This is a genomic window from Streptomyces sp. BBFR25 (assembly GCF_044590125.1).
GTDB classification, from domain to species: domain Bacteria; phylum Actinomycetota; class Actinomycetes; order Streptomycetales; family Streptomycetaceae; genus Streptomyces; species Streptomyces canus_D.
Genome location: NZ_CP172447.1, coordinates 5,973,012 through 5,997,132, shown reverse-complemented (window position 1 = coordinate 5,997,132; position 24,121 = coordinate 5,973,012). Strand labels below are relative to the sequence as shown.

The 24,121-nt window shown below is 70.8% G+C and carries 22 protein-coding genes and 5 tRNA genes; 10 read left to right on the top strand and 17 right to left on the bottom strand.

Annotated elements, in window-relative coordinates:
* Positions 1–42: 42 nt before the first annotated feature.
* From ACGH52_RS27515 to ACGH52_RS27505, 3 genes are all read right to left on the bottom strand, one after another.
* Positions 43–1,212, bottom strand: coding sequence for a D-alanine--D-alanine ligase family protein (locus ACGH52_RS27515; RefSeq protein ID WP_076976493.1), 1,170 nt, complete (start codon positions 1,210–1,212; stop codon positions 43–45).
* A gap of 103 nt (positions 1,213–1,315) precedes the next feature.
* Entirely contained in the window at positions 1,316–2,326 is a 1,011-nt protein-coding gene (locus ACGH52_RS27510; protein WP_059300779.1) for an NAD(P)H-dependent glycerol-3-phosphate dehydrogenase, read from the bottom strand.
* On the bottom strand, positions 2,323–3,129 hold the full coding sequence (locus ACGH52_RS27505; RefSeq protein ID WP_399943158.1) for a lysophospholipid acyltransferase family protein: 807 nt from the start codon (positions 3,127–3,129) through the stop codon (positions 2,323–2,325). Before ACGH52_RS27505 ends, ACGH52_RS27510 begins: the two co-directional genes overlap by 4 nt.
* 143 nt (positions 3,130–3,272) lie before the next feature.
* Here ACGH52_RS27505 and cofC point away from each other — a divergent pair, with 143 nt between their 5' ends.
* Positions 3,273–3,911, top strand: a complete 639-nt coding sequence (gene cofC / locus ACGH52_RS27500; protein WP_399943155.1) for a 2-phospho-L-lactate guanylyltransferase — start codon at positions 3,273–3,275, stop codon at positions 3,909–3,911.
* Between the two features lie 9 nt (positions 3,912–3,920).
* Positions 3,921–4,142, top strand: coding sequence for a hypothetical protein (locus ACGH52_RS27495; protein WP_210974430.1), 222 nt, complete (start codon positions 3,921–3,923; stop codon positions 4,140–4,142).
* Between the two features lie 118 nt (positions 4,143–4,260).
* Here the strand turns inward: ACGH52_RS27495 and ACGH52_RS27490 are convergent, their stop codons facing one another.
* From ACGH52_RS27490 to leuC, 4 genes are all read right to left on the bottom strand, one after another.
* Positions 4,261–4,917, bottom strand: a complete 657-nt coding sequence (locus ACGH52_RS27490; RefSeq protein WP_003973439.1) for an HU family DNA-binding protein — start codon at positions 4,915–4,917, stop codon at positions 4,261–4,263.
* A gap of 137 nt (positions 4,918–5,054) precedes the next feature.
* A complete protein-coding gene (locus tag ACGH52_RS27485) occupies positions 5,055–5,285 on the bottom strand; it encodes a hypothetical protein (RefSeq protein ID WP_076976488.1) in 231 nt (76 codons plus the stop codon).
* Positions 5,286–5,571: 286 nt separating this feature from the next.
* Complete coding sequence (gene leuD / locus ACGH52_RS27480) at positions 5,572–6,165, bottom strand: 3-isopropylmalate dehydratase small subunit (RefSeq protein WP_210974429.1); 594 nt, start codon at positions 6,163–6,165, stop codon at positions 5,572–5,574.
* A gap of 5 nt (positions 6,166–6,170) precedes the next feature.
* Entirely contained in the window at positions 6,171–7,601 is a 1,431-nt protein-coding gene (leuC, locus tag ACGH52_RS27475; protein ID WP_059300772.1) for a 3-isopropylmalate dehydratase large subunit, read from the bottom strand.
* 197 nt (positions 7,602–7,798) lie between these two features.
* Here leuC and ndgR point away from each other — a divergent pair, with 197 nt between their 5' ends.
* Positions 7,799–8,515, top strand: coding sequence for an IclR family transcriptional regulator NdgR (gene ndgR / locus ACGH52_RS27470; protein ID WP_011030305.1), 717 nt, complete (start codon positions 7,799–7,801; stop codon positions 8,513–8,515).
* 90 nt (positions 8,516–8,605) lie between these two features.
* Here ndgR and ACGH52_RS27465 read toward each other — a convergent pair whose 3' ends face one another.
* On the bottom strand, positions 8,606–9,130 hold the full coding sequence (locus ACGH52_RS27465) for a DUF4188 domain-containing protein (protein ID WP_076976487.1): 525 nt from the start codon (positions 9,128–9,130) through the stop codon (positions 8,606–8,608).
* A gap of 38 nt (positions 9,131–9,168) precedes the next feature.
* Between ACGH52_RS27465 and ACGH52_RS27460 the strand changes: the two genes are divergently transcribed.
* On the top strand, positions 9,169–9,813 hold the full coding sequence (locus tag ACGH52_RS27460) for a MerR family transcriptional regulator (RefSeq protein ID WP_399943148.1): 645 nt from the start codon (positions 9,169–9,171) through the stop codon (positions 9,811–9,813).
* Between the two features lie 57 nt (positions 9,814–9,870).
* Here the strand turns inward: ACGH52_RS27460 and ACGH52_RS27455 are convergent.
* From ACGH52_RS27455 to ACGH52_RS27415, 9 genes are all read right to left on the bottom strand, one after another.
* Positions 9,871–9,943: transfer RNA gene (locus ACGH52_RS27455), tRNA-Glu, on the bottom strand.
* A 44-nt stretch (positions 9,944–9,987) separates the two neighbouring features.
* Positions 9,988–10,059, bottom strand: a tRNA-Gln gene (locus ACGH52_RS27450).
* 20 nt (positions 10,060–10,079) lie between these two features.
* A tRNA-Glu gene (locus ACGH52_RS27445) sits at positions 10,080–10,152 on the bottom strand.
* 62 nt (positions 10,153–10,214) lie between these two features.
* A tRNA-Glu gene (locus tag ACGH52_RS27440) sits at positions 10,215–10,287 on the bottom strand.
* 39 nt (positions 10,288–10,326) lie between these two features.
* Positions 10,327–10,398 (bottom strand) — tRNA-Gln (locus tag ACGH52_RS27435).
* 92 nt (positions 10,399–10,490) lie between these two features.
* Positions 10,491–11,225 carry an HAD family hydrolase gene (locus ACGH52_RS27430; protein WP_059300770.1) on the bottom strand — a complete coding sequence of 245 codons (735 nt, stop codon included), beginning with the start codon at positions 11,223–11,225 and terminating at the stop codon, positions 10,491–10,493.
* A 99-nt stretch (positions 11,226–11,324) separates the two neighbouring features.
* A complete protein-coding gene (gene gltX, locus ACGH52_RS27425) occupies positions 11,325–12,809 on the bottom strand; it encodes a glutamate--tRNA ligase (RefSeq protein WP_399943144.1) in 1,485 nt (494 codons plus the stop codon).
* On the bottom strand, positions 12,802–13,587 hold the full coding sequence (locus tag ACGH52_RS27420) for a fumarylacetoacetate hydrolase family protein (RefSeq protein ID WP_059300768.1): 786 nt from the start codon (positions 13,585–13,587) through the stop codon (positions 12,802–12,804). Before ACGH52_RS27420 ends, gltX begins: the two co-directional genes overlap by 8 nt.
* Before the next feature lie 104 nt (positions 13,588–13,691).
* On the bottom strand, positions 13,692–13,880 hold the full coding sequence (locus tag ACGH52_RS27415) for a hypothetical protein (RefSeq protein WP_171987422.1): 189 nt from the start codon (positions 13,878–13,880) through the stop codon (positions 13,692–13,694).
* Between the two features lie 602 nt (positions 13,881–14,482).
* On the opposite strand from ACGH52_RS27415, the gene ACGH52_RS27410 reads away from it, so the two are divergent.
* The 6 genes from ACGH52_RS27410 (at position 14,483) to ACGH52_RS27385 (ending at position 24,055) form a co-directional block, all read left to right on the top strand.
* A complete protein-coding gene (locus tag ACGH52_RS27410; RefSeq protein WP_399943141.1) occupies positions 14,483–18,502 on the top strand; it encodes a nitrate- and nitrite sensing domain-containing protein in 4,020 nt (1,339 codons plus the stop codon).
* 9 nt (positions 18,503–18,511) lie between these two features.
* On the top strand, positions 18,512–18,925 hold the full coding sequence (locus tag ACGH52_RS27405) for a roadblock/LC7 domain-containing protein (RefSeq protein ID WP_003973453.1): 414 nt from the start codon (positions 18,512–18,514) through the stop codon (positions 18,923–18,925).
* 111 nt (positions 18,926–19,036) lie between these two features.
* Positions 19,037–19,435 (top strand): DUF742 domain-containing protein, encoded by a 399-nt coding sequence (locus ACGH52_RS27400; RefSeq protein ID WP_003973454.1) that lies wholly within the window; start codon positions 19,037–19,039, stop codon positions 19,433–19,435.
* A complete protein-coding gene (locus ACGH52_RS27395; protein ID WP_003973455.1) occupies positions 19,416–19,991 on the top strand; it encodes an ATP/GTP-binding protein in 576 nt (191 codons plus the stop codon). The genes ACGH52_RS27400 and ACGH52_RS27395 overlap by 20 nt, the downstream gene beginning before the upstream one ends.
* Positions 19,992–20,397: 406 nt before the next feature.
* Positions 20,398–23,631, top strand: a complete 3,234-nt coding sequence (locus ACGH52_RS27390; RefSeq protein WP_399943138.1) for a nitrate- and nitrite sensing domain-containing protein — start codon at positions 20,398–20,400, stop codon at positions 23,629–23,631.
* 10 nt (positions 23,632–23,641) lie between these two features.
* Positions 23,642–24,055: a roadblock/LC7 domain-containing protein gene (locus ACGH52_RS27385; RefSeq protein ID WP_004983065.1), complete on the top strand. Its 414-nt coding sequence runs from the start codon at positions 23,642–23,644 to the stop codon at positions 24,053–24,055.
* Positions 24,056–24,121 lie beyond the last annotated feature (66 nt).

Here is a 24,121-nt window from a genome sequence, read left to right as displayed (position 1 = left end):
CCCGAGGGAGTCGCCTTCTTCGTGGTCACGGCGCGAGAAGCGTCAGCGCAGTCCCGTGGGCCGCCGCAGCGCGGCCTGGACCAGCCGGTCCACCAGCTCCGGGTAGCTCACGCCGCTCGCCTGCCACATCTGCGGGTACATGGAGATCGGCGTGAAGCCGGGCATGGTGTTGATCTCGTTGATCACGAACTCGTCGTCCTCGGTGAGGAAGAAGTCCGCACGCACCAGCCCCTCGCAGGAGGCCGCGTCGAACGCCGCCACGGCGAGGCGCTGGACCTCGGCGGTCTCCTCGGCCGTGAGCGGGGCGGGCACGATTCCGGGGGTGGAGTCGATGTACTTGGCCTCGAAGTCGTAGTAGGCGTGCTCCGAGGGCGGCGGGATCTCGGCCGGTACGGAGGCCCGGGGGCCGTCCTCGAACTCCAGCACCCCGCACTCGATCTCCCGGCCCCGCAGCGCCGCCTCGACCAGGATCTTCGGGTCGTGGCGCCGGGCCTCCTCGATCGCCTCGTCGAGACCCGCGAGGTCGTCGACCTTGGTGATGCCGATCGAGGAACCCGCGCGCGCGGGCTTCACGAACAGCGGCCAGCCGTGCTCCCCGGCGAAGTCGACGATCTTCTTGCGGGCGCCGGAACGGTCCTGCTCCCACTCGCGGGGCCGGATCACCACGTACGGGCCGACCTTGAGCCCGTAGGAGGTGAAGACCGCCTTCATGTACTCCTTGTCCTGGCCGACGGCGGAGGCCAGCACGCCCGCGCCGACGTAGGGCACCCCGGACAGCTCCAGCAGGCCCTGGAGGGTGCCGTCCTCTCCGTAGGGGCCGTGCAGCACGGGGAAGACGACGTCGACCTCGCCCAGCGCCTTGGGCACCGAGCCCGGTTCGCTGTAGACGACCTCGCGGTTCGCGGGGTCGACGGGCAGCAGCACGCCGCCCTCGGTCGACTCGGCCAGTTCCTCGACGTCGGGCGTACGACGGTCGGTAATCGCCATGCGTTCCGGTTCGTCGGCGGTGAGGGCCCAGCGGCCGTCCCTGGTGATGCCGATCGGCAGGACGTCGTAGCGGGTCCGGTCGATGGCGGCGAGGACGGCGCCGGCGGTGACCACGGAGATCCCGTGTTCGGAGCTGCGCCCGCCGAACACGACGGCCACCCGCGGCTTGCGGGGCGGCCGCTGGGGGCTCTGCTCGGGGCTCTGGGGGAGGTTCTCGGTGCTCATATCGCGTTGAGAGTACCCGTCCGGGGTGCGGTGAGACAGCGTCGGCGGGCCGCGTGGCGCGCGGCTTCCACCGCGCCCCGCAGAGGGCGTCGCCCGGGGTCGCTCAGCGTCGTTCGGGCTTCGCGCTGCGCGACATCAGTTCCTTCACGGCGACCACCGGGGACTTGCCCTCGTGCACGATGGCGACGACCGTCTCGGTGATCGGCATGTCGACGCCGTGCCTGCGGGCCAGGTCCAGCACCGACTCGCAGGACTTGACGCCCTCGGCGGTCTGCTTGGTGACCGCGATGGTCTCCTGAAGGGTCATGCCCTTGCCGAGGTTGGTGCCGAAGGTGTGGTTGCGGGACAGCGGCGAGGAACAGGTCGCCACCAGGTCGCCGAGTCCGGCCAGGCCGGAGAAGGTCAGCGGGTCGGCGCCGAGGGCGACTCCCAGGCGGGTGGTCTCGGCGAGGCCGCGGGTGATGAGGGAGCCCTTGGCGTTGTCGCCGAGGCCCATGCCGTCCGCGATGCCGACGGCGAGACCGATCACGTTCTTCACGGCGCCGCCCAGTTCGCAGCCGACGACGTCGGTGTTGGTGTAGGGGCGGAAGTACGGCGTGTGGCAGGCGGCCTGGAGGCGCTGGGCGACGGACTCGTCGGGGCAGGCGACCACGGCGGCGGCCGGCATGCGGGCGGCGATCTCCCGGGCCAGGTTGGGTCCGGTGACCACGGCGATGCGTTCGGCGCCGACCTTGGCGACGTCCTGGATGACCTCGCTCATCCGCATCGCGGAGCCGAGTTCGACGCCCTTCATCAGCGAGACCAGGACGGTGCCGGGCGCCAGCAGCGGCGTCCAGTCCGCGAGGCCCGCGCGCAGGGTCTGGGAGGGGACGGCGAGGACGGTGAAGTCGGCGTCCCGCGCCGCCTCGGCGGCGTCGGTGGTGGCCCGCAGGTTCTCGGGCAGCTCCACGCCGGGCAGGTAGTCCGGGTTGGTGCGGGTGGAGTTGACGGCGTCGGCGAGTGCGGCGCGGCGCCCCCACAGGGTGACCTCGCAGCCCGCGTCGGCGAGGACCGTGCCGAAGGCGGTGCCCCAGGATCCGGTGCCGAAGACGGCCGCCTTGACCGGCTTGCTCACGTGCTCTGCCCTTCTGTTTCTGCCTGCGGTCCCTGGGCCCGTGTCCGGGTCGGCTGCGCCGACCGTGCCTGCGCCTGGGTGCGGCGCCGCTGCTCGATCCGCTCGCGGCGCGGGTCGTAGGGCGTCTCGGGCGCCTTCTCGCCGCGGATCTCCTCCAGCTGGCGGGTGACGGCGGCCATGATGACCTCGGTGGCCTCCTTCAGAAGCTCCGTGGTCATCTCCTTGCCGTAGAACCGCGACAGGTCGACCGGCGGACCGGCCAGCACCTGGTGGGTCTTGCGCGGCAGGAGGTTCGGCTTCTTGGCGTACGGCGGCAGCAGTTCGTTGCAGCCCCACTGGGCGACCGGTACCACCGGGCACTTGGTCTGCAGGGCGACGCGCGCGGCCCCGGTCTTGGCGGTCATCGGCCAGCCGTCCGGGTCGCGGGTGAGGGTGCCCTCGGGGTAGAACGCGACGCACTCGCCGCGCTCCACGGCGTCGATCGCGGCCCGGAAGGCGCTCAGCGCGTCGGTGCTCTCGCGGTAGACGGGGATCTGTCCGGTCCCCCGCATCGCGGCGCCGACGAAGCCCTTCTTGAAAAGGCCGCTCTTCGCGAGGAATCGCGGGACGCGTCCGGTGTTGTACTGGTAGTGCGCGTACGCGAAGGGGTCGACGTGCGAATTGTGGTTCACGGCGGTGATAAATCCGCCCTCGGCCGGAATGTTCTCCATTCCCCGCCAGTCCCGCTTGATCAGAACCACCAGCGGCGGTTTGCAGATCACCGCGGCCAAGCGGTACCAGAAGCCGATTCTGCGGCGGGGCACGCTGACACCTTTCCTCCAGGGCCTGGGGCCGGACAAGTGTCGCCCCGGGCCGCCCGTCTGTCGAGAACACCGTACGCCCCGAAGAGTGAACCGCCAGGTCTCGCAGGTGACAATGACGGCGACGAGAGAAGGACGGAACGCTCGTGCAGTGGACCTTGGTCGTACCCGTGAAGCCCCTTGCCCGGGCCAAGAGCAGGCTGGCGGACACCGCGGACGACGGGGTGCGGCCTGGGCTCGCGCTGGCGTTCGCACAGGACACCGTGGCAGCCGCGCTGGCCTGCCCGGCGGTCGCGGATGTGGCAGTCGTCACGGACGACGCGCGGGCCGGGCGGGAGCTGGCGGCGCTCGGCGCGCGCATCGTCCCGGGCGAGCCGGGTGGCGGCCTGAACGCCGCGCTGGCGCACGGGGCGGCCGTGGTAAGGGCGGCCCGGCCGGAATGCCCGGTGGCCGCCCTCAACGCCGATCTCCCCGCACTGCGGCCGGCCGAATTGGCGCGGGTACTGGCCGCGGCCGCGCAATTCCCGCGCTCTTTTCTCCCGGACGCGGCCGGAATCGGCACCACCTTGCTGGCCGCGGCGCCGGGCAGCGAATTGGCCCCCGCATTCGGTACGGATTCACGGGCCCGCCACCGGGCGTCCGGCGCGGCGGAACTGCGCCCCGACGCGGTGGATTCCGTACGGCAGGACGTCGACACCGGCGGTGATCTCCGCACCGCGCTGGCGCTCGGGGTGGGGCCCCATACGGCCGCGGTGGCGGCGCGGCTGCTGATCGCCGGGCAGTAGGCTGCCGGCATGCAGGCGACCGCGTACACGTACGACCCCGAAAGCCGCAGCGGGCAGGTGCTGCTCGACGACGGCACGCCCGTGCCCTTCGACGCGGCGGCGTTCGACGCGGGGGGCCTGCGGCTGCTGCGGCCCGGGCAACGGGTGCGGATCGAGACCGAGGAGACGGGCGCGGGCCCGGAATCCGGCTCGGGCCGCCGAATCACTCTGGTGACGCTGCAGACGTTCTGATCCGCGGGGCCTCCCGCAGGTTCCCCCGGACACGCCGCGGGCCGGACTCCCGAGGGAGTCCGGCCCGGCGCGTGAGTGCCCTGTGCCCTTCGCCCGCTGCCGCGGGTCTTGCCTGCTGCTACTTCTTGCGGGCGGTGGCCTTCTTGGCGGTGGTCTTGCGGGCCGTCGACTTCTTGGCCGGGGCCTTCTTGGCGGTCGCCTTCTTCGCGGGGGCCTTCTTGGCGGCGGTCTTCTTCGCGGCCGCCGTGGTGGTCTTGGCCGCGGACTTCTTGGCGGTGGTCTTCTTCGCCGTCGTCTTCGCCGCTCCGGTGGTCTTCTTCGCGGTCGTCTTCTTCGCCGCCGCGGACGTCTTCTTGGCCGCGCCCGTGGTCTTCTTCGCGGCGCCCGTGGCCTTCTTCGCGGCGGCCTTCTTGCCCGCGGCCTTGGAGATGGTGGGCGGCGGGCCGGACAGGCTGCCCTTGGGGGCCTTCTTGACCGCGATGTCGTTCTTCGGAAGCTTCTTCGAGCCGCTCACCAGGTCCTTGAAGCCCTGGCCCGCGCGGAAGCGCGGCACGGAGGTCTTCTTGACCCGAACCCGCTCGCCCGTCTGAGGGTTGCGGGCGTAGCGGGCGGGGCGGTCGACCTTCTCGAAGGAACCGAAGCCGGTGACCGAGACCCGGTCGCCCGCGACGACGGCACGGACGAGGGCGTCCAGGACCGCGTCGACAGCGTCGGCGGCCTGCTGCCGGCCGCCCAGCTTGTCGGCAATCGCTTCTACGAGCTGCGCCTTGTTCACGTCTTCCCCTTCGGAGACATCGCCAGAACGAATGTGTTCAAGCTTTTTCGCACGTTAGGCAGATATATACCGCAAATCAAACACGAAACGGGCTAATCACCCTTGTGCCGCAACGGACTCGGGCCGCCCTGGCCGGTTCAGCCTTCCTCTTCGGGGAATCGACCCGCGTCGAGGTCGGCGGTGAACCGATCCAGGCGCCTTGCCGCACCGGCGAGATCATGTTTGGCCGCGGCCGTAATGACCAGCAGCTTCCGGGTCAGCGCCATCCGTACGCCCTCCGGGACTTGCAGTGCGCGCACTCTTGTGTGCGCTTCCTTGAGCCGGATCGCGACCGCCGTATAGAGCTCGAGTTGGCCGTCGTGTTCCATGCACAGATTGTGCCATCTGGGGCGAGTTGTCGCCTGCCCAGGGGGCAACTGCCGCCTCGAACGGCCTTCCTGGCGCACTCGGAAGTCGGTCCTCCATCACCTGCGTACCCCGGCAACCACGCCTCTAACGTGGGAAGTTGTGCGTCACATCCGCCCCGGGCGGGCGCGGACGGATCGCAAAACGGCCGTACCCCCGATCGGGCTGATCGGGGGTACGGCGGGGATGTCGGATGGCCGAAACTCGACCTTGCGGAGCCCGGGGGAGGCGCGTGCGGGCTCCGGGTGATCAGACCTGGACGGTCTGCGGCTTGAACGACGGACGCTTCGCCTCGTACGCGGCGATGTCGGCCTCGTTCTGGAGGGTGATCGAGATGTCGTCCAGCCCGTTCAGCAGCCGCCAGCGGGAGTTCTCGTCCAGCTCGAAGGCGGCGGTGATGCCCGCCGCGCGGACCTCGCGGGCCTCCAGGTCGACGGTGACCTCGGCCTTCGGGTCGTTCTCCGTCAGCTCCCACAGCGCGTCCACGACCTTCTGGTCGAGGACGACGGTGAGCAGGCCGTTCTTCAGCGAGTTGCCGCGGAAGATGTCGGCGAAACGGGAGGAGATCACGGTCTTGAAGCCGTAGTTCTGCAGGGCCCAGACGGCGTGCTCGCGGGAGGAGCCGGTGCCGAAGTCGGGACCGGCGACCAGGACGGTGGCGCCCTCGCGCTCGGGCCGGTTGAGCACGAACTCCGGGTCCTTGCGCCAGGCCTCGAAGAGCCCGTCCTCGAACCCGTCCCGGGTCACCTTCTTGAGCCAGTGGGCCGGGATGATCTGGTCGGTGTCGACGTTGCTGCGGCGCAGCGGGACGGCCCGGCCGGTGTGCTTGGTGAACGCTTCCATGACTCTCAGACTCCAGCGGGCGTGGGGACGTCGGCGGCGGACAGGTCGGCCGGGGAGGCCAGGTGGCCCAGGACCGCCGTCGCGGCCGCGACCTGCGGCGACACCAGATGGGTGCGGCCGCCCTTGCCCTGGCGCCCCTCGAAGTTGCGGTTGGAGGTGGACGCGGAGCGCTCACCGGGGGCCAGCTGGTCCGGGTTCATGCCCAGGCACATGGAGCAGCCCGCGTGCCGCCATTCGGCGCCGGCCTCCTTGAAGACCACGTCCAGGCCCTCGGAGACGGCCTGCAGCCCGACCCGCGCGGAGCCCGGGACGACCAGCATGCGTACGCCGTCGGCGACTTTGCGGTCCCGGACGATCTCGGCGGCGGCGCGCAGGTCCTCGATGCGGCCGTTGGTGCAGGAACCTACGAAGACGGTGTCCACCTTGATGGAGCGCAGCGGCTGCCCCGCCGCCAAGCCCATGTACTCCAGGGCCTTTTCGGCGGCGAAGCGCTCCGAGGCGTCTTCGTACGAAGCCGGGTCGGGGACGGCGGCGGAAAGCGGCGCGCCCTGGCCGGGGTTGGTGCCCCAGGTGACGAACGGCGCCAGCTCGGCGGCCTCGATGACCACCTCGGCGTCGAACTCGGCGTCGTCGTCCGTGCGCAGCGTCTTCCAGTACTCCACCGCCGCGTCCCAGTCCGCGCCCTCGGGGGCGTGCGGGCGGCCCTGGAGGTAGGCGAAGGTTGTCTCGTCGGGGGCGATCATGCCCGCGCGGGCGCCGGCCTCGATCGACATGTTGCAGATGGTCATGCGGGCCTCCATCGAGAGCTTCTCGATGGCCTCGCCGCGGTACTCCAGGACGTAGCCCTGGCCGCCGCCGGTGCCGATCCGCGCGATGATCGCCAGGATCAGGTCCTTGGCCGTGACGCCCTCGGGCAGTTCACCGTTGATCGTGATCGCCATGGTCTTCGGGCGGGCCATGGGCAGCGTCTGGGTGGCCAGCACGTGCTCGACCTGGGAGGTGCCGATGCCGAACGCCAGCGCGCCGAAGGCGCCGTGCGTGGAGGTGTGCGAGTCGCCGCAGACCACGGTGGTGCCGGGCTGGGTCAGGCCGAGCTGCGGGCCGACGACGTGCACGACGCCCTGCTCCACGTCGCCCAGCGGGTGCAGCCGGACGCCGAAGTCCGCGCAGTTCTTGCGCAGCGTCTCCAGCTGGGCCCGGGAGACCGGGTCCGCGATGGGCTTGTCGATGTCGAGCGTCGGGGTGTTGTGGTCCTCGGTGGCGATGGTCAGGTCGAGCCGCCGCACCGGGCGGCCGCTCTTGCGGAGGCCGTCGAAGGCCTGCGGGCTGGTCACCTCGTGCAGCAGGTGCAGATCGATGAAGAGGAGGTCGGGCTCGCCCTCGGCGCGCCGGACGACGTGGTCGTCCCAGACCTTCTCCGCGAGTGTCCTACCCATCGCTTTCCCTTCGGTCGGCGACGAAGCGCCGACCCAACTAGAGATCTTGGGGAAGCGGCGCCCTCACCCCTGTGTTTCCGGGCAACCGCCACCAGGCCCACGCATCACGGGCCGTTGTGACTTCCTGCCATCCAGAGTGGCGGGTTCCACGGAAAATTGAACTTGCGTTTCACAGAGTGAGACGGGAGTATCGTTTCATGGACAACAGTAGCGGCGTCGGCGTTCTGGACAAGGCGGCCCTCGTCCTGAGCGCTCTGGAGTCCGGCCCGGCCACCCTCGCGGGTTTGGTCGGTGCGACCGGACTGGCACGACCCACGGCCCACCGCCTGGCCGTGGCGCTGGAACACCACCGTATGGTGGCGCGCGACATGCAGGGCCGCTTCATCCTCGGCCCGCGCCTGGCCGAACTGGCCGCGGCGGCCGGCGAGGACCGCCTGCTCGCCACCGCGGGCCCGGTCCTCACTCACCTGCGCGACGTCACCGGCGAGAGCGCCCAGCTCTACCGCCGCCAGGGCGACATGCGCATCTGCGTGGCCGCGGCCGAGCGCCTGTCCGGCCTTCGGGACACGGTCCCGGTCGGCTCCACGCTCACCATGAAGGCCGGTTCCTCCGCGCAGATCCTGATGGCCTGGGAGGAGCCGGAGCGCCTCCACCGCGGCCTCCAGGGCGCCCGCTTCACGGCGACGGCGCTGTCCGGAGTGCGCCGCCGCGGCTGGGCCCAGTCCATCGGCGAGCGGGAGCCCGGCGTCGCGTCCGTCTCCGCGCCGGTGCGCGGCCCCTCCAACCGCGTGGTGGCCGCCGTGTCCGTCTCCGGCCCCATCGAGCGACTCACCCGCCACCCCGGCCGTATGCACGCGCAGGCGATCATCGACGCCGCCGGCCGCCTCTCCGAGGCGCTGCGCCGCAACGGCTGACCGTCCCCGGCCACTCCCGACCGTTCACGGGCCCGCCTCAACGCCGCGGCGGGCTCTTCCCCGGCCGGGAGTGGGCGCCCGACGGCCCGCTCAGGCGGCCTTCTCCTCCCCCGACCTGTGCGCGAACCGGTCCTTCGCGTACCGTCCCCGAGCCTCCAACGGCACCTGCCCGTGCGCCTCCGCCAGCCCGAACGCCGGCATGTCCCCGTAGATCGCCTCGTACGACCCCTCGGGCACGACGTACGCCTCGTGCCAGATGCCGACGTGGCCGCGCACCTTGCCGTTCCGGTCCATCCGGTTCACCCGCGCCCAGACGGTGCGATGGAAGGCGTCCGCCGCGCTCGCGTACGCGTACAGCTTCTCCTTCGACTCCCAGTACTGGACGACGTAGTACGTCCGCGGGGAGGCCGTGAGCAGCACCCGCGACAGCAGTCCCCGCCCCGGGTCGCGCTTCAGCTCGGCCAGCATCCGGAACATCGCCAGCATCACGGGCAGCCAGTGGTGCACCGCCCGGAATCTGTTGACCCGCATCCCGATCAGCAGGACGACGACGTCCCCCCGGGCGTCCGCGGTCGTGAGCCGCGCCCGGCCGGTCCTCTTCCCCGTGTCCGTCATGCTTGGATAGTGGCGCTACCCAAAGAAAGGCGCAAGACGTGCGGCTCGCCGAACTGAGCGATCGCAGCGGTGTCTCCACCGCGACGATCAAGTACTACCTGCGCGAGGGCCTGTTGCCGCCCGGCCGCCAGATCAACGCGACCACCGCGGAGTACGACGGGACGCATCTGCGCAAGCTGCGGCTGGTGCGGGCGCTGATCCAGGTCGGCAAGGTCCCGGTGGCCACCGCCCGCGAGGTGCTCAGGCACATCGAGGACGACTCCCTGGGCCGCACCGTCCGCCTGGGCGCGGCGGTGTGGGAGTTGCCGCAGGGCCCGCAGCCGGACGAGGGGGACGAGTACGACCGGGCCGCGCACCAGGAGGTCACCGCACTCCTGGAGCGGCTCGGCTGGGAGAACGCCAAGCAGTTGACGAGCCTCTCCCCCGCCTACCGGGCGCTGGTGGTGGGGGTGGCCACATTCCGTCGGCTCGGCTACGACTGGGGGGCCGAACAGCTCGTGCCGTACGCGGAGTTGATGCATCGCACGGCCGTCCTGGACCTGGACAACCTGGAGCGGTACCCGTCGGAGGCGGAGCGGGTGGAGTTCGCGGTCCTCGGAGCGATCCTCAACGAACCGGTGCTGCAGGCGCTGCACCGGCTGGCGCAGGAGGAGGAGTCGGCGCGGCGGTACGGCTTCGAGTGAGCCGGTTCGGGCGGACACGGCGAAGGCCCTCCGCCGAAGCGGAGGGCCTTCTCGATGTACCCCCGACCGGATTCGAACCGGCGCTACCGCCTTGAGAGGGCGGCGTGCTAGGCCGCTACACAACGGGGGCGTGGATCTTGCGGGCGTTCAATGCTGCATCGCCGCAGATCCGAGCTGGTCTACCAGGACTCGAACCTAGACTAACTGAACCAGAATCAGTCGTGCTGCCAATTACACCATAGACCAATGTGGTTTAGACCAGTTCGTACCCCCGACCGGATTCGAACCGGCGCTACCGCCTTGAGAGGGCGGCGTGCTAGGCCGCTACACAACGGGGGCCCTAGCGATCCTGCATCGAGAACAGTGGGAGCGACCCGAACTGTCCTCGCGGGAAGGATCTGTACCCCCGACCGGATTCGAACCGGCGCTACCGCCTTGAGAGGGCGGCGTGCTAGGCCGCTACACAACGGGGGCTTTGCGGATGTGCTCCGCGGCGCAGATAAGCTCTGCGAGCTGGCCTACCAGGACTCGAACCTAGACTAACTGAACCAGAATCAGTCGTGCTGCCAATTACACCATAGGCCACTGGAACGCAAGCCCCGGAGGGGTTCTTGTTCTAGCGTTGCGCTTCCGGTTCCCGGCCCTTCGGCCCGCTCTCCGGCGGCGCAGGAAGAACATTACCCGAAGGTGGACGGGGCTCCAAAACGGGTATCGGCGCCAAGGAGCGCGGGAAGTTCGGAGAGCGAGGCGATGCGGCGCGGTCCGGTCGGCGGGTCGACGGTCGCGTACACACCGCCGCGGTCGATCCACACGGAGAGCAGCCCGGCGTCGGCGGCGCCGCGTCCGTCGATCTCCGGATGGTCGCCGACGTAGGCGACCTCTGCCGGACCGAGGGCGAGGGCGTCGCAGGCCGCGAGGAAGGCTCCGGCCTCCGGCTTGGAGACGCCCAGCTCGGCGGCGCACAGGATGGCCTCGAAGCGGTCGTGCACGCCGAGGACGCGCAGCTTGCGGTCCTGGACGGTGAGGCTGGAGTTGGAGAGCACGGCGTGCCGGTGGCTGTCGGCGAGAGCGTCCAGGACGGGCATCACGTCCGGGAAGAGGGACCAGGCGGCCTCGTAGTGCGTGACGTACCGCTGGAACCAGTCGTCGGCCTCGGCGTCCGTCAGCTCCGGCCGGCCCAGGAAGACCCGGGTGCGGTCGCGCCGCTGTGTGACGAAGTCCACCTCGCCCGCGGAGAAGCGCGCCCACTGCTGGTCGGTGATCTCCCGCCAGCGCACGAGGGCCTCGTCGGCCGACCCGTACCCGGCGAGCAGCCCCTCGGCGACCAGATGGGCACGCATGCCCTCACGGTCGGCGGTGGTGTAGTCGAAGAGGGTGTCGTCGACGTCCCAGACCACGGCGCGAATGCTCATGATCCGACGGTAACGCCGCCGGGCCCGGCGTGTCCGCCCCTACGCCCGAGGGGCGGCCCCGGAGGTCCGGGAGCCGCCCCTGGGGCGCGGTACGTACGGTCAGGCGTCGAGCCTCGCCAGCGCCGCGTCGATCCTGGCCAGTGCCTTCTCCTTGCCCAGGACCTCCAGGGACTCGAAGAGGGGCAGGCCGACCGTGCGGCCGGTGACGGCGACGCGGACGGGGGCCTGGGCCTTGCCGAGCTTGAGGCCGTGGGCCTCGCCGGCGGCCAGGACGGCCTCCTTGAGGGACTCCGGGGACGTCCAGTCGGCGGCGTCCAGCTTCTCGCGGGCCGTGCGCAGGAGAGCGTCCGAGCCCTCCTTCATCGCCTTCGTCCAGCTCGCCTCGTCGAAGACCGGCTCCGGCAGGAAGAGGAAGTCGACGTTGTCGGTGATCTCGGAGAGGACCTTCAGGCGGGTCTGCGCGTGCGGCGCGATCGCCTGCCACTTGGCCTCGTCGAAGTCCTCCGGCGCCCAGGGGACGACGGGGGCCTTCAGCCAGGGGCGGCAGCGCTCGGTGAAGTCCTTGATCTCCAGGAGGCGGATGTGGTCGGCGTTGATCGCCTCGCACTTCTTCAGGTCGAAGCGCGCCGGGTTGGGCTGCACGTCGGAGACGTCGAAGGCGGCGACCATCTCCTCGATCGTGAAGATGTCCTGGTCGGCGGAGAGGGACCAGCCGAGGAGGGAGAGGTAGTTGAGCAGGCCCTCGGGGAGGAAGCCGCGCTCGCGGTAGAGGTTGAGGCTCGACTGCGGGTCGCGCTTGGACAGCTTCTTGTTGCCCTCGCCCATGACGTACGGCAGGTGGCCGAAGGCGGGGATCTCCTTGGCGACGCCCAGCTCGATCAGCGCCTTGTACAGGGCGATCTGCCGCGGGGTGGAGGAGAGCAGGTCCTCGCCGCGCAGGACGTGGGTGATCTCCATCAGGGCGTCGTCGACCGGGTTGACCAGCGTGTAGAGGGGCGCTCCGTTGGCGCGGACGATGCCGTAGTCCGGGACGTTCTCCGGGAGGTAGGTGATCTCGCCGCGGACCAGGTCCGTGAAGGTGATCGCCTCGTCGGGCATCCGGAAGCGGACGATGGGCTCGCGGCCCTGCGACACGTACTCCTCGACCTGGGCGGCGCTCAGCTCGCGGCAGTGGCCGTCGTAGCCGGAGGGCTTGCCGGCGGCGCGGGCGGCCTCGCGACGGGAGTCCAGCTCCTCCTGGGAGCAGTAGCAGCGGTAGGCGTGGCCGGCGTCCAGGAGCTTCTGGGCGACGTCCCGGTAGATGTCCATGCGCTGCGACTGGCGGTACGGCGCGTGCGGGCCGCCGACCTCGGGGCCCTCGTCCCAGTCGAAGCCCAGCCAGCGCATCGAGTCGAGCAGCTGCTCGTACGACTCCTCGGAGTCGCGGGCCGCGTCGGTGTCCTCGATGCGGAAGACCAGCGTGCCCTGGTGGTGGCGCGCGAAGGCCCAGTTGAACAGGGCGGTGCGGACCAGGCCCACGTGGGGGTTGCCGGTGGGGGACGGACAGAAACGGACGCGTACGGGAGAGCCGGGTGCGCTAGCCACGCTTGACAACCTTGTTGGTGAGAGTGCCGATGCCTTCGATGGTGACGGCGACCTCGTCGCCGACGTTGAGGGGGCCGACGCCGGCCGGGGTGCCCGTGAGAATCACGTCGCCGGGGAGCAGCGTCATCGCCTCGGAGATGTTGACGATCAGATCCGCGATGGAGTGGGTCATCTCGCTGGTGCGGCCGAGCTGCCGCTGGCCGCCGTTGACCGTGAGCTGGATGGTCAGGTCGCCCGCGGCCGCGAGGTCGAGGTCCGTCTCCACCCAGGGGCCGAGCGGGCAGGAGGAGTCGAAGCCCTTGGCCCTGGCCCACTGCTTCTCACGGCGCTGTACGTCGCGGGCGGTGACGTCGTTGGCGCAGGTGTAGCCGAAGATCACGTCCTGGACGCGCTCGCGCGGGACCTCGCGGCACATGCGGCCGATGACGACGGCCAGTTCGGCCTCGTGGTGCAGTTCCTCGCTGAAGGAGGGGTACTGGATGGCGTCGCCGGGGCCGATCACGGAGGTGGACGGCTTGAAGAAGGCGAACGGGGCGTCGGGCACCTCGTTGCCGAGTTCGCGGGCGTGCTCGGCGTAGTTGCGGCCGAAGGCGACGACCTTGTTGGGGAGTACCGGCGGCAGGAGCCGCACCTTGCTCAGGGGCACCTTGGTGCCGGAGAGCTCGTAGTCCGCGAACGGGATGCCCTTGATGATGTCGAGGACGAGCTGGTCCGGCTGGTCGCCCTCGACCGCGCCGAAGGCGACGTTCCCGTCGATGGAGAACCTGGCGATGCGCACGGGTTGCTTGGCCCCTTGACTGAGCTGGCTGGAGTCTGACGCTCCAGGCTAACGCGGCGGGCCTGCCCGGGTGGCCGCTGAACGGTCCGCGGCCGGGTGCCGTACTACTCTGCGACCGACGCCGTGACCGGGGGCTCCATGAGGATGGTGCGGCGGGGGTTGGCGGTCTGGGTGGGGAGCTCGACGGCGTGCTCCGGCTGTTCCGGCGTCTGCAGTTCGTCGGCGCCCTCGAGGTGTGCCAGCGTCGTGCGTCGCGGGTTGGCGATCTTGTGGAACATCATCGTCGTCTTCACGGTTGTACGAGGCCCTGTCGTGTCCGGGCGCCCCAGGGGCGGGTAAAGCCCCTGAGAGGGCGCGGGTTGTCGGTTTTGCCTTCTCTGTAAAGCGTCAGGCTAAACACGCGATTCCCCGGCAACCGTGGGGGAGACCATCAACCGGGTGTGAGTTTGCTCACTTATCAACGGTCAAACCGGTCAATTGCGACGCCGCTACCGCCCGGACCAAACAGACATTGCACACCTGAAGCCATCATTCCGCTGCTGATCATGTCGACTGGGACACCCCCCGCGCCTCGACGACTCGCGTGCATACGTCCGCTTTACGGGTGATGATCTTCTACGGCTGGTGACCCGCCCCTCACGTGGTGTCACGTATCTCACGGCCTGCCCCACGGGCCTTGTTGGAGATCCTGCACTGTGCTGGAATTCCACGGACCGCCGCAGGATCGAGCCGGCGCACAGGGGGCGCACACCAGCGCCGAGCGGCGGCGAGAAGGGGGAACCAGCGCCGGTCACTCACGACCAACACAGGGGCGAATTCAGGACGCCCCTTTGACGCCGACACCGTGCCCAGCCGTTCACGCGGAGGGGCGCCTGGTCCAGAGGTTGCGACGCTAGTGCAGGGACGTTTCAAGAGGGATGGCAGCGCTTCGGCGGAGCCGGAGCCGCAGGGCGGGACTGGCCCCAAGGCCGTCAGCTCCTCGCCCCAGCACGCCCAGAACCCGGGCCAGACCCAGTCCGGCGACGGCGGGGAGCGCGCCGGTCAGGCGGCGGGCCCGTCCACTCCCGGCCAGCAGCCGCCCACCAAGCCGGCCAAGGGCTCGACCGGCCCCGGCCCTCGAATAGCCCTGCGCAACTGGCGGATCTCCACCCGTCTGGTCTCGCTGCTGGCGCTTCCGGTGGTCGCGGCGACCTCGCTGGGCGCGCTGCGCATCAACCAGTCGATGGACGACATCCAGCAGCTCGAGAACATGAAGCTGCTGACCGAGATGACCAAGCAGGCCACGGAGCTGGCCGCCGCGCTCCAGGAGGAGCGCGACCAGTCCGCCGGCCCGCTGGCCCACGGCTCGAAGTCCAGCGCGATCGCCGTCAAGGGCGACCGCGAGCAGACCGACCGGGCCCTGAAGAACTTCCTCGACAAGTCCGAGCAGATCGACGCGGCGAGCAAGGACGGCAAGCTCGTCGGCGTACGCGACAGCCTCGTCGGCATCGCGAGCGACCTGAACGACCTGACCAAGATCCGCAGCACGGCGTACACGGCCAACGACAACTCGACCCAGACCGTCGAGGCCTACCACCGCCTGATCACCCACCTCCTCGACCTCTCGCAGGACATGGCGGAGGCGACCAGCAACCCCGACATGATCCAGCGCACGCGCGCCCTGTCGGCCTTCTCCTCGGCCAAGGAGTACGCGTCGATCCAGCGCGCGGTCCTCGCCGCGGCCCTCCCGGCGAACAACACGGACAAGGGCGACCTCGCCGAGAACGACCGGCTGTACGCCCAGTCCGCGCTGCAGAGCCAGACCTCCGAGATCCGCAGCTTCACCAGCATCTACGGCGAGGGCGCCGAGGACCTGCTCAAGCCGATCTCCGAGGGCAACCCGGTGATCGAGGCGTCCGACCAGTACGCCGGCCGCGCCCTCAGCAAGACCGACGGCCTGGCGGGCCTGAGGTCCCGGTCCTACCAGGACTGGCTGGACGACAGCTCCACCAAGATCCAGCAGATGAAGAACATCGAGCTGAAGCTGCTGGAGGACATGGAGCAGCAGGCCCGCGAGCTGCGCAACGAGTCCGAGCAAGAGGCCATCATCTCCGGTGTCCTCATCCTGCTCGTGCTCGGCGTCTCCCTGGTCGGCGCGTTCGTCGTGGCCCGGTCCATGATCCGCTCGCTGCGCCGCCTGGAGGACACCGCGACCAAGGTCGCCCAGGACCGCCTGCCCGAGCTGGTCAAGCAGCTCTCCGAGACCGACCCGCAGGACGTCGACACCTCGGTGGAGTCGGTCGGCGTGCACTCCCGGGACGAGATCGGCCGGGTGGCCGCGGCCTTCGACGACGTGCACCGCGAGGCGGTCCGCCTGGCCGCCGAGCAGGCCCTGCTGCGGGGCAACGTCAACGCGATGTTCACCAACCTCTCGCGCCGCTCCCAGGGCCTCATCCAGCGCCAGCTCTCGCTCATCTCCGAACTGGAGTCCCGCGAGGCCGACCCGGACCAGCTCTCCTCGCTGTTCAAGCTCGACCACCTCGCGACCCGCATGCGCCGTAACGGTGAGAACCTCCTCGTCCTCGCCGGTGAGGAGCCGGGCCGACGTTGGACCCGCCCGGTCCCGCTGGTCGACGTGCTCCGTGCCGCCGCCTCCGAGGTGGAGCAGTACGAACGCATCGAGCTGGCCTCCGTGCCGAGCACCGAGGTCGCCGGCCGCGTGGTCAACGACCTCGTGCACCTGCTCGCCGAGCTGCTGGAGAACGCGACCTCGTTCTCCTCGCCGCAGACCAAGGTCAAGGTCACCGGTCACGCGCTGCCCGACGGCCGCGTGCTGATCGAGATCCACGACACCGGCATCGGTCTCTCCCCGGAGGACCTGGCCGCGATCAACGAGCGGCTCGCCTCGCCGCCCACCGTGGACGTCTCCGTCTCCCGCCGCATGGGTCTGTTCGTGGTCGGCCGCCTCTCGCAGCGCCACGGCATCCGCATCCAGCTGCGCCCGTCCGACTCCGGCGGTACGACCGCGCTGGTCATGCTGCCCGTCGACGTCGCCCAGGGTGGCCGCAAGCCGCAGCCCAAGCAGGGTCAGCCCGGCGCGGGCAGCGGCGGTCCGGCCGCCGCGCAGGCCGCCGCCGGTGTCGCGGCCGCCCGCCGCGGCGCACCGGGCGGCGGTGCCCTCGCGGGCGGCGGTGCCTTCGGCGGCGGCAGCGGTGGTGGTGGTGCTCTCGGCGCCGGTGCGCCGGGCGGCCGGCTCAGTGCCGGCCAGGGCCCGCGGGCCGCACTGCCCGGGCGCGACGCGGACGGTCGCCCGGGTGCGCCTGGTGCACCGGGTGGCCCGCGCGGGCCGCAGTCCCCGGGGGCCCCTGCGGCCCCGGGCCGGCAGAACCGTCCGGCCCCGGCCGGCGCGGGAGCCGGTGCCGGTCAGGCGCCGGGCGCCCCGCAAGGGCTGCAGGCCGCGGGTATGAACGCGCCGCAGGGCAGTGCGCCGGGCGGCAACTCCTCGCAGGGCCAGGACATGTTCGGCGGCAACCGCACTCCCGGGGCGCCCCCGCAGCGCGGCAAGCGGGGCGGCACCGGCGACGCCGAGCAGGGCCGTCGTCCCCAGCTGCCGCCGCGCGGCGGTCCGCGGGCCGAGCTGCCCGGCGGCAACCCGCAGCCGCGGGTGCCCAGCTGGAGCGACGAGAACGCGCAGCCGCCCGTGCCGCGCGCCTCGCTGGACGCCCCGCGCGGCCACGACGAGCCGGACAGCTCCCGCACCGACCGGACGCCGCGCCACGACGAGCGGCAGGGCCCGGGTTCGACCGCGGAGATGCCGGCCGTGCCCCGGTTCGGCGAGCCCCAGTCCCCCGCCGCCACGGCCGAGTTCGCCCGCCCCGACTTCGACGCCCCGGCGCCCCGCCGGGACGAGTCGCAGGACACGGGCCAGTTCGCCCAGCCCGCCCAGAACCAGTACGACGGCCAGAACCAGTACGACGGCCGGAACCAGTACGAGGACCAGTACGGCCAGGACCAGTACCGACAGGACCAGTACGGTCAGGGTCAGTACGGTCAGAGCAGACCGGACCAGGAGCAGTACGACCAGAGCCGGTTCGGTCAGGACGCGCCGCGGAACGACCAGTTCGCACGGCCCGAGCCGGCCGCCCCGCAGCAGGGCGCAGGTCCCTTCGTCCGCTCGGACGTCTTCGGCGGGCAGCCCGCCCAGGCGGCCCCGAACGGTCCGGCCCCGGCCGACCGGTTCGCCGGCGCCCAGGGCTACGACAACGGCTCGACCGGACAGCACGACCTGCCGGTCCGTCAGAACCCGGCGGCCACCGGACAGTTCGAGCGCCCTCAGGCGGGCGGCACGCAGGGCGGGAACGACTTCGGCGCCCCGCGCCCGCCGGCCCCGCAGCGACCGGCCGCACCGGAGCCGGCGGGCCAGAACACCAACGGCACGCCCCCGCAGCGGCCCGGAGACGGATGGGCCCTGCCCCCCGCCACCGGTCCCGGTGACGGACGTACGCCGCTGTACGACACGCTGGAGACCAACTGGTTCCACGGGGACCGCGAGGCGGGGGCGCCGCAGGCCGCCCCGGCCGCGTCCCCGGAGCCGCAGGCCGCCCAGCCCCAGACCCCGGCGGCCCCCCAGCGGCCGGCCACCTCGGCCTGGCGCAGCTCGCCGAACGACGACCTCGTCCGGCAGGCGGAGCGCGTCAGGCAGCCGGCCGCGGGCGGGGTCACCACCTCCGGCCTCCCGCGCCGGGTCCCCCGGGCCAACCTCGTCCCGGGGACGGCTCAGCAGCAGTCGCACCAGAGCGGTCCGGCGGTTTCGCGTGCGCCCGACGACGTGCGCGGCCGGCTGACCAATCTCCGTCGGGGAATCGCACAGGGCCGTCAGGCCGGTACCAACCAGACCGGCAGCTACCCGCGGCCCACTCACCAGCAGGAGCGTTAGTTGAGCCCGATGAGCCAGGCGGCACAGAACCTCAACTGGTTGATCACGAATTTCGTGGACAACACCCCAGGGGTGTCCCACACCGTCGTCGTGTCCGCCGACGGACTCCTCCTGGCGATGTCGGAGGGCTTCCCTCGCGACCGCGCCGACCAGCTCGCGGCCGTCGCCTCGGGGCTGACCTCGCTGACGGCCGGGGCCTCCCGGATCTTCGAGGGCGGCAACGTGGCGCAGACGGTCGTGGAGATGGAGCGGGGATTCCTCTTCCTCATGTCCGTCTCGGACGGCTCGTCCCTGGCCGTCCTCGCGCACCCGGAGTGCGACATCGGCCTCGTCGGCTACGAGATGGCGCTCCTGGTCGACCGCGCGGGTGCGGTCCTCACACCCGACCTGCGCGCCGAACTACAAGGCAGTCTGCTCCACTGATCGGCCCCGGCACCACCCGTGTTACCAAATCACCGTCCGGCCGCCACAATCCCCCCACCGGCCTCGTCAGACGGCTTGACTGACCGACTTGCTGTCCCGCCCGGAGGATTCATGACCCCGCCCACCGCCTCTCATGATCCGTACGCGGAGCCGTACGAGGACGAGGGCGACCAGCCGCTGGTCCGTCCCTACGCGATGACCGGTGGCCGGACCAGGCCGCGCTACCAGCTCGCCATCGAGGCGCTGATCAGTACGACGGCCGACCCGGCAGCGCTCATGGGACTGCTCCCCGAGCACCAGCGCATCTGCCACCTGTGCCGCGAGGTGAAATCGGTGGCCGAGGTGTCGGCCCTGCTGGCGATGCCGCTCGGTGTGGCGCGGATCCTGGTCGCGGACCTCGCGGAGGCCGGGCTCGTCGCCATTCACCAGCCTGGCGGAGACGAGAACAACGGCGGTGCGCCGGACGTGACACTGCTCGAAAGGGTGCTCAGTGGACTTCGAAAGCTCTGACGGAGGGCGGGCGACCACCTCCGCGAAGATCGTGGTGGCCGGCGGCTTCGGCGTCGGCAAGACCACGTTCGTGGGCGCCGTCTCCGAGATCAACCCCCTGCGCACCGAGGCCGTGATGACCTCGGCCAGCGCCGGGATCGACGACCTCACACACGCCGGGGACAAGACGACCACGACGGTCGCCATGGACTTCGGCCGCATCACGCTCGACCAGGACCTGATCCTGTACCTGTTCGGCACGCCGGGCCAGGACCGTTTCTGGTTCATGTGGGACGACCTGGTGCGCGGCGCGATCGGCGCGGTCGTGCTGTGCGACACCCGCCGGCTGGCCGACTGCTTCCCGGCCGTCGACTACTTCGAGAACAGCGGTCTGCCGTTCGTCGTCGCGCTCAACGGCTTCGACGGCCAGCAGCCCTACTCCCCGGACGAGGTGCGCGAGGCACTGCAGATCGGCCCGGACACCCCGATCATCACGACCGACGCCCGGCACCGCGCCGACGCGAAGTCGGCACTGATCACGCTGGTCGAGCACGCGCTGATGGCCCGCCTGCGGTAGGTCCGCCCACGGCCGCAGCCAAGTCGGCAGGCCCCTACGGCACTTGTCGTAGACGAGTCGGAGCCGGCTGTGTCCTTTGACACGGTCGGCTCCGCTGTTCATAACGTTTCGGCAGAGGAATCGGGTGGTACCGACACGCGACGCGGTCAACTGGTCTCGCTGCGCGCACGAACGCCCCGTCTTTTGACGGGCCTCGCTCTTTATGACCGTTTTACGCGGGGCTTACATCACGTGTAACCCCCGCGTTCCACTGTTTGGAAGAGCGCTGGTCGCCGTGCTGGAATGCCAGAACTGCCCCATGGTCAAAGACGTACTCAGCAGTAGCGCGTACTCGATGGCTGACGGAGTGGGTTCTGAGACACAGCGGCACGACACAGGTGCCGACCGCCGAGAGGTTGTTGGTCGAGTGAGGCGAAGCAAGAACAGTCCCGAGCCATCGGCCCGGGGCAACTTCACCCCGCCGCCGCGCACAGCGGCGCCCGCCCCCGCCCCCGCCGCGGAACCCAAGGCCGAGCCCGCGCCGAGCGGTGGCCGTTTCACGCCGCGCAACTGGCGGGTGACCACCCGGCTGAACGCGATCCTGCTCATCCCCGTGCTGGTCGGCCTCGTCATGGGCGGCTTCCAGGTGAAGAGCTCGATCGACACCTGGCAGGACGCCGAGGACGCCGAGAGCACCGCGCGTCTGGTGCGCGCCTCCCTCGGCTACGCCAACGCCCTCTACAACGAGCGCGACCTCACGGCGGCCCCGCTGCTGCAGGGCAAGGGTGACAAGGACGCCACCGTCAGCAAGGCCCGCCAGGCCACCGACGACGCGGCCGACGTGTTCGACGAGGCGGCCCAGGGCATGCCGGCCAAGGCGGGCCTGGAGCGCCGGCTGAAGGTCTTCCGCGAGCAGGAGCCCAAGCTCCAGACGCTGCGGGCGGCCGCGTACACCTCCAAGCTCAAGGGCGTGGAGACCGAGGAGGGCTACACCGGTGTCGCCCACCCCCTGATGGAGTTCGCCAACGAGCTGGGTCTGGGCACCGGCAACATCACCTCCTACGGCCGTACCGTCTACGCGATCTCGCTGACGAAGGCGGCGCTCTCCCTGGAGCGCTCCATCGGCATGCACATGCTGGTCAAGCCCGGTCCGGAGCCCAGCCACCTCGCCAGCCAGCGCGTCGCGCTCTCCTCGTACGCCTACCTGGAGCGCATCGCGATCGAGGAGTACATCGGCGGCGGTACCGAGGCGGATGCGCAGAAGCTCGAGGACGCCGAGGCGAAGCTCAAGGAGGACGGTGCGGCCATGGCCAAGGAGGCCAAGGCCAAGGACCCGGACTACGTGCCGCCGCCGTCCGACCCGACGACGATGATCTCGGAGCTGGCCGGTCTCGCCTCCACGGACACCAGCGCCCGGGCGGAGCTGGCCCGGCAGGGCATCACGCCGGAAAACTGGTGGGCGGTCAACACCCTCAAGTTCGACGCGTACCAGAAGATCGAGTCCGACCTGGCCGACAAGGCGGTGTCCGAGGCGTCCGCGATCGCCGACGACGCCGAGCGCGACGCCTACATCACCGGTGCCGCCGTCGTGATCGCGCTGCTCGCCGCGTTCGTCCTGGCCGGCATGGTGGCCCGCGGGATGAGCCGCTCCATGCGCCAGCTGCGCAACGCCGCCTTCGGCATCGCCGAGCAGCGCCTGCCGATGCTGGTCGACCAGCTCTCCCGCACCGACCCCGGCCGGGTCGACACCCGGGTGCAGCCGATCCCGATCACCTCGACCGACGAGATCGGCGAAGTCGCCCGCGCCTTCGACCAGGTGCACCGCGAGGCGGTCCGGCTCGCCGCCGAGCAGGCGCTGCTGCGGGGCAACATCAACGCGATCTTCACCAACCTGTCGCGCCGCAATCAGTCGCTGATCGAGGGCCAGCTGAGCCTGATCACCGAGCTGGAGAACAACGAGGCCGACCCCGACCAGCTGGAGAACCTCTTCCGGCTGGACCACCTCGCCACCCGTATGCGCCGCAACGGCGAGAACCTTCTAGTCCTCGCGGGCGAGGAGCCCGGTCGCCGCTGGGACCAGCCGGTCCCGCTGGTCGACGTGCTGCGCGCCGCCTCCTCCGAGGTGGAGCAGTACGAGCGCATCGAGCTGTCGGGTGTCCCTGAGGCCGAGATCCACGGTCGTGCCGTGACCGACCTCGTGCACCTGCTGGCCGAGCTGCTCGAGAACGCCACCACGTTCTCCTCCCCGCAGACCAAGGTCCGCGTCACCGCGACCCGGCTGCCCGACGGCCGCGTGATGGTGGAGATCCACGACAAGGGCATCGGCCTGACCGCCGAGGACTTCGCGGACATCAACCACAAGCTGGCCAACCCGCCGACCGTGGACGCCGCGATCTCGCAGCGCATGGGCCTGTTCGTGGTCGGCCGGCTGTCCGACCGGCACGGCATCCGCGTCCAGCTGCGCCCCTCCGGCGAGCAGGCGGGCACCACCTCGCTGGTCATGCTCCCGGACGCCATCACCCACGGTGGCGGTGGCGAGCAGCAGCAGCCGCGCGACGAGTTCACCGTCTCGCAGATCATCCCGGAGCAGAACTTCCGGGGCGAGAGCTTCGGGCAGGTCGGCCAGCCCATGCGGACCGCCGCCGAGCTGGGCTTCGACGACAGCCGGTACTCCGAGATCCCGGACGACATACGCGAGCTGGACCCGGTCGGCCGCTCGCTGATGCGCGAGGAGCGCCGCGCGGCCCTGGAGGCCCAGTCGCACCCCGAGCTGCCGGGTCCGGCGGACCAGGGCGACGGCACGAGCCACGAGGCCACCGGCTTCCAGGACCAGTTCACCGGTCAGCAGCCGGGCTACGACGGTCAGCAGCCGGGCTACGACCAGCCCCTCGACGGCTACCAGCAGCAGCCGAACGGCGCTTACCAGGAGCCGGCGAACGGCGGGTACGACCAGCAGTCGGCGTACGCCGACCCGCAGCAGGCCTACCAGGCGCCGCAGCAGCCGTCGTACGACGAGCAGTACTACGCGCCGAACGGCGGTGTGCCGGAGTCCGGGAACTACTCGCCCTTCGAGCAGCGGCGCCACCAGGACGACTGGCCCCAGCAGGACGGTTACCAGAACGGTTATCCGGACCAGTACTCCACCGGCGCCCCGCAGGCACAATCCGCCCAGGCCGCTGACGTGACCGAGGCGGACCGCGTAGGCTTCGACCGTCCGGGGCCGGCCCCCTCCGCCGCCCACGAGCTGACCGACGCCGGTCTTCCCCGCCGCGGATCCACCGCGAGCGGCGCGGGCGATGCGGGGCACGTGGGCCAGGAGACGCCGGCCGCCGCACCGGGGGCGGGCGGCGAGGACACCTGGCGGTCGGCCAACGACGACCGCTGGCAGCAGGCCTCGGCGCTGCGCAAGCCCAAGGCGGGCGGGGTGACCTCCTCGGGTCTGCCGCGGCGGGTGCCCAAGGCCAACCTGGTCGAGGGCGCGGCCGAGACCACTCCACAGGGAGGCCCCCAGGTCTCCCGCGCTCCGGAGGACGTCCGGGGCAGGCTGAGCAACCTGCGGCGCGGCGTCGAGCGAGGCCGCAACGCAGGCAGTGAAACGAACGGCCAGGACACAGGGAATGAACACCGTGGTCCTGACAGCACCTACAACCAGGAGCGTTAGTGTGAGCCCGATGAGCCAGGCGGCGCAGAACCTGAACTGGTTGATCACCAACTTCGTGGACAACACCCCGGGGGTGTCCCACACGGTGGTGGTCTCCGCCGACGGACTCCTTCTGGCGATGTCCGAAGGGTTCCCTCGCGACCGAGCCGATCAGCTCGCGGCCGTCGCCTCCGGCCTGACCTCGCTGACCGCCGGTGCCTCGCGCATCTTCGAGGGCGGCAGCGTGAACCAGACGGTTGTGGAGATGGAGCGCGGATTCCTCTTCATCATGTCCATCTCCGACGGCTCGTCCCTCGCGGTTCTCGCACACCCTGAGGCGGACATCGGTCTCATTGGGTACGAGATGGCCCTTCTGGTGGACCGTGCGGGCACGGTTTTGACCCCCGATCTGCGGGCTGAGCTCCAAGGGAGCCTTCTCAACTAAAGGACAGACGGTGCGTTTTGGCGTCCCGTGGCCGTAAAGTTTCGGGACGCGGCTCCACAGCGATGG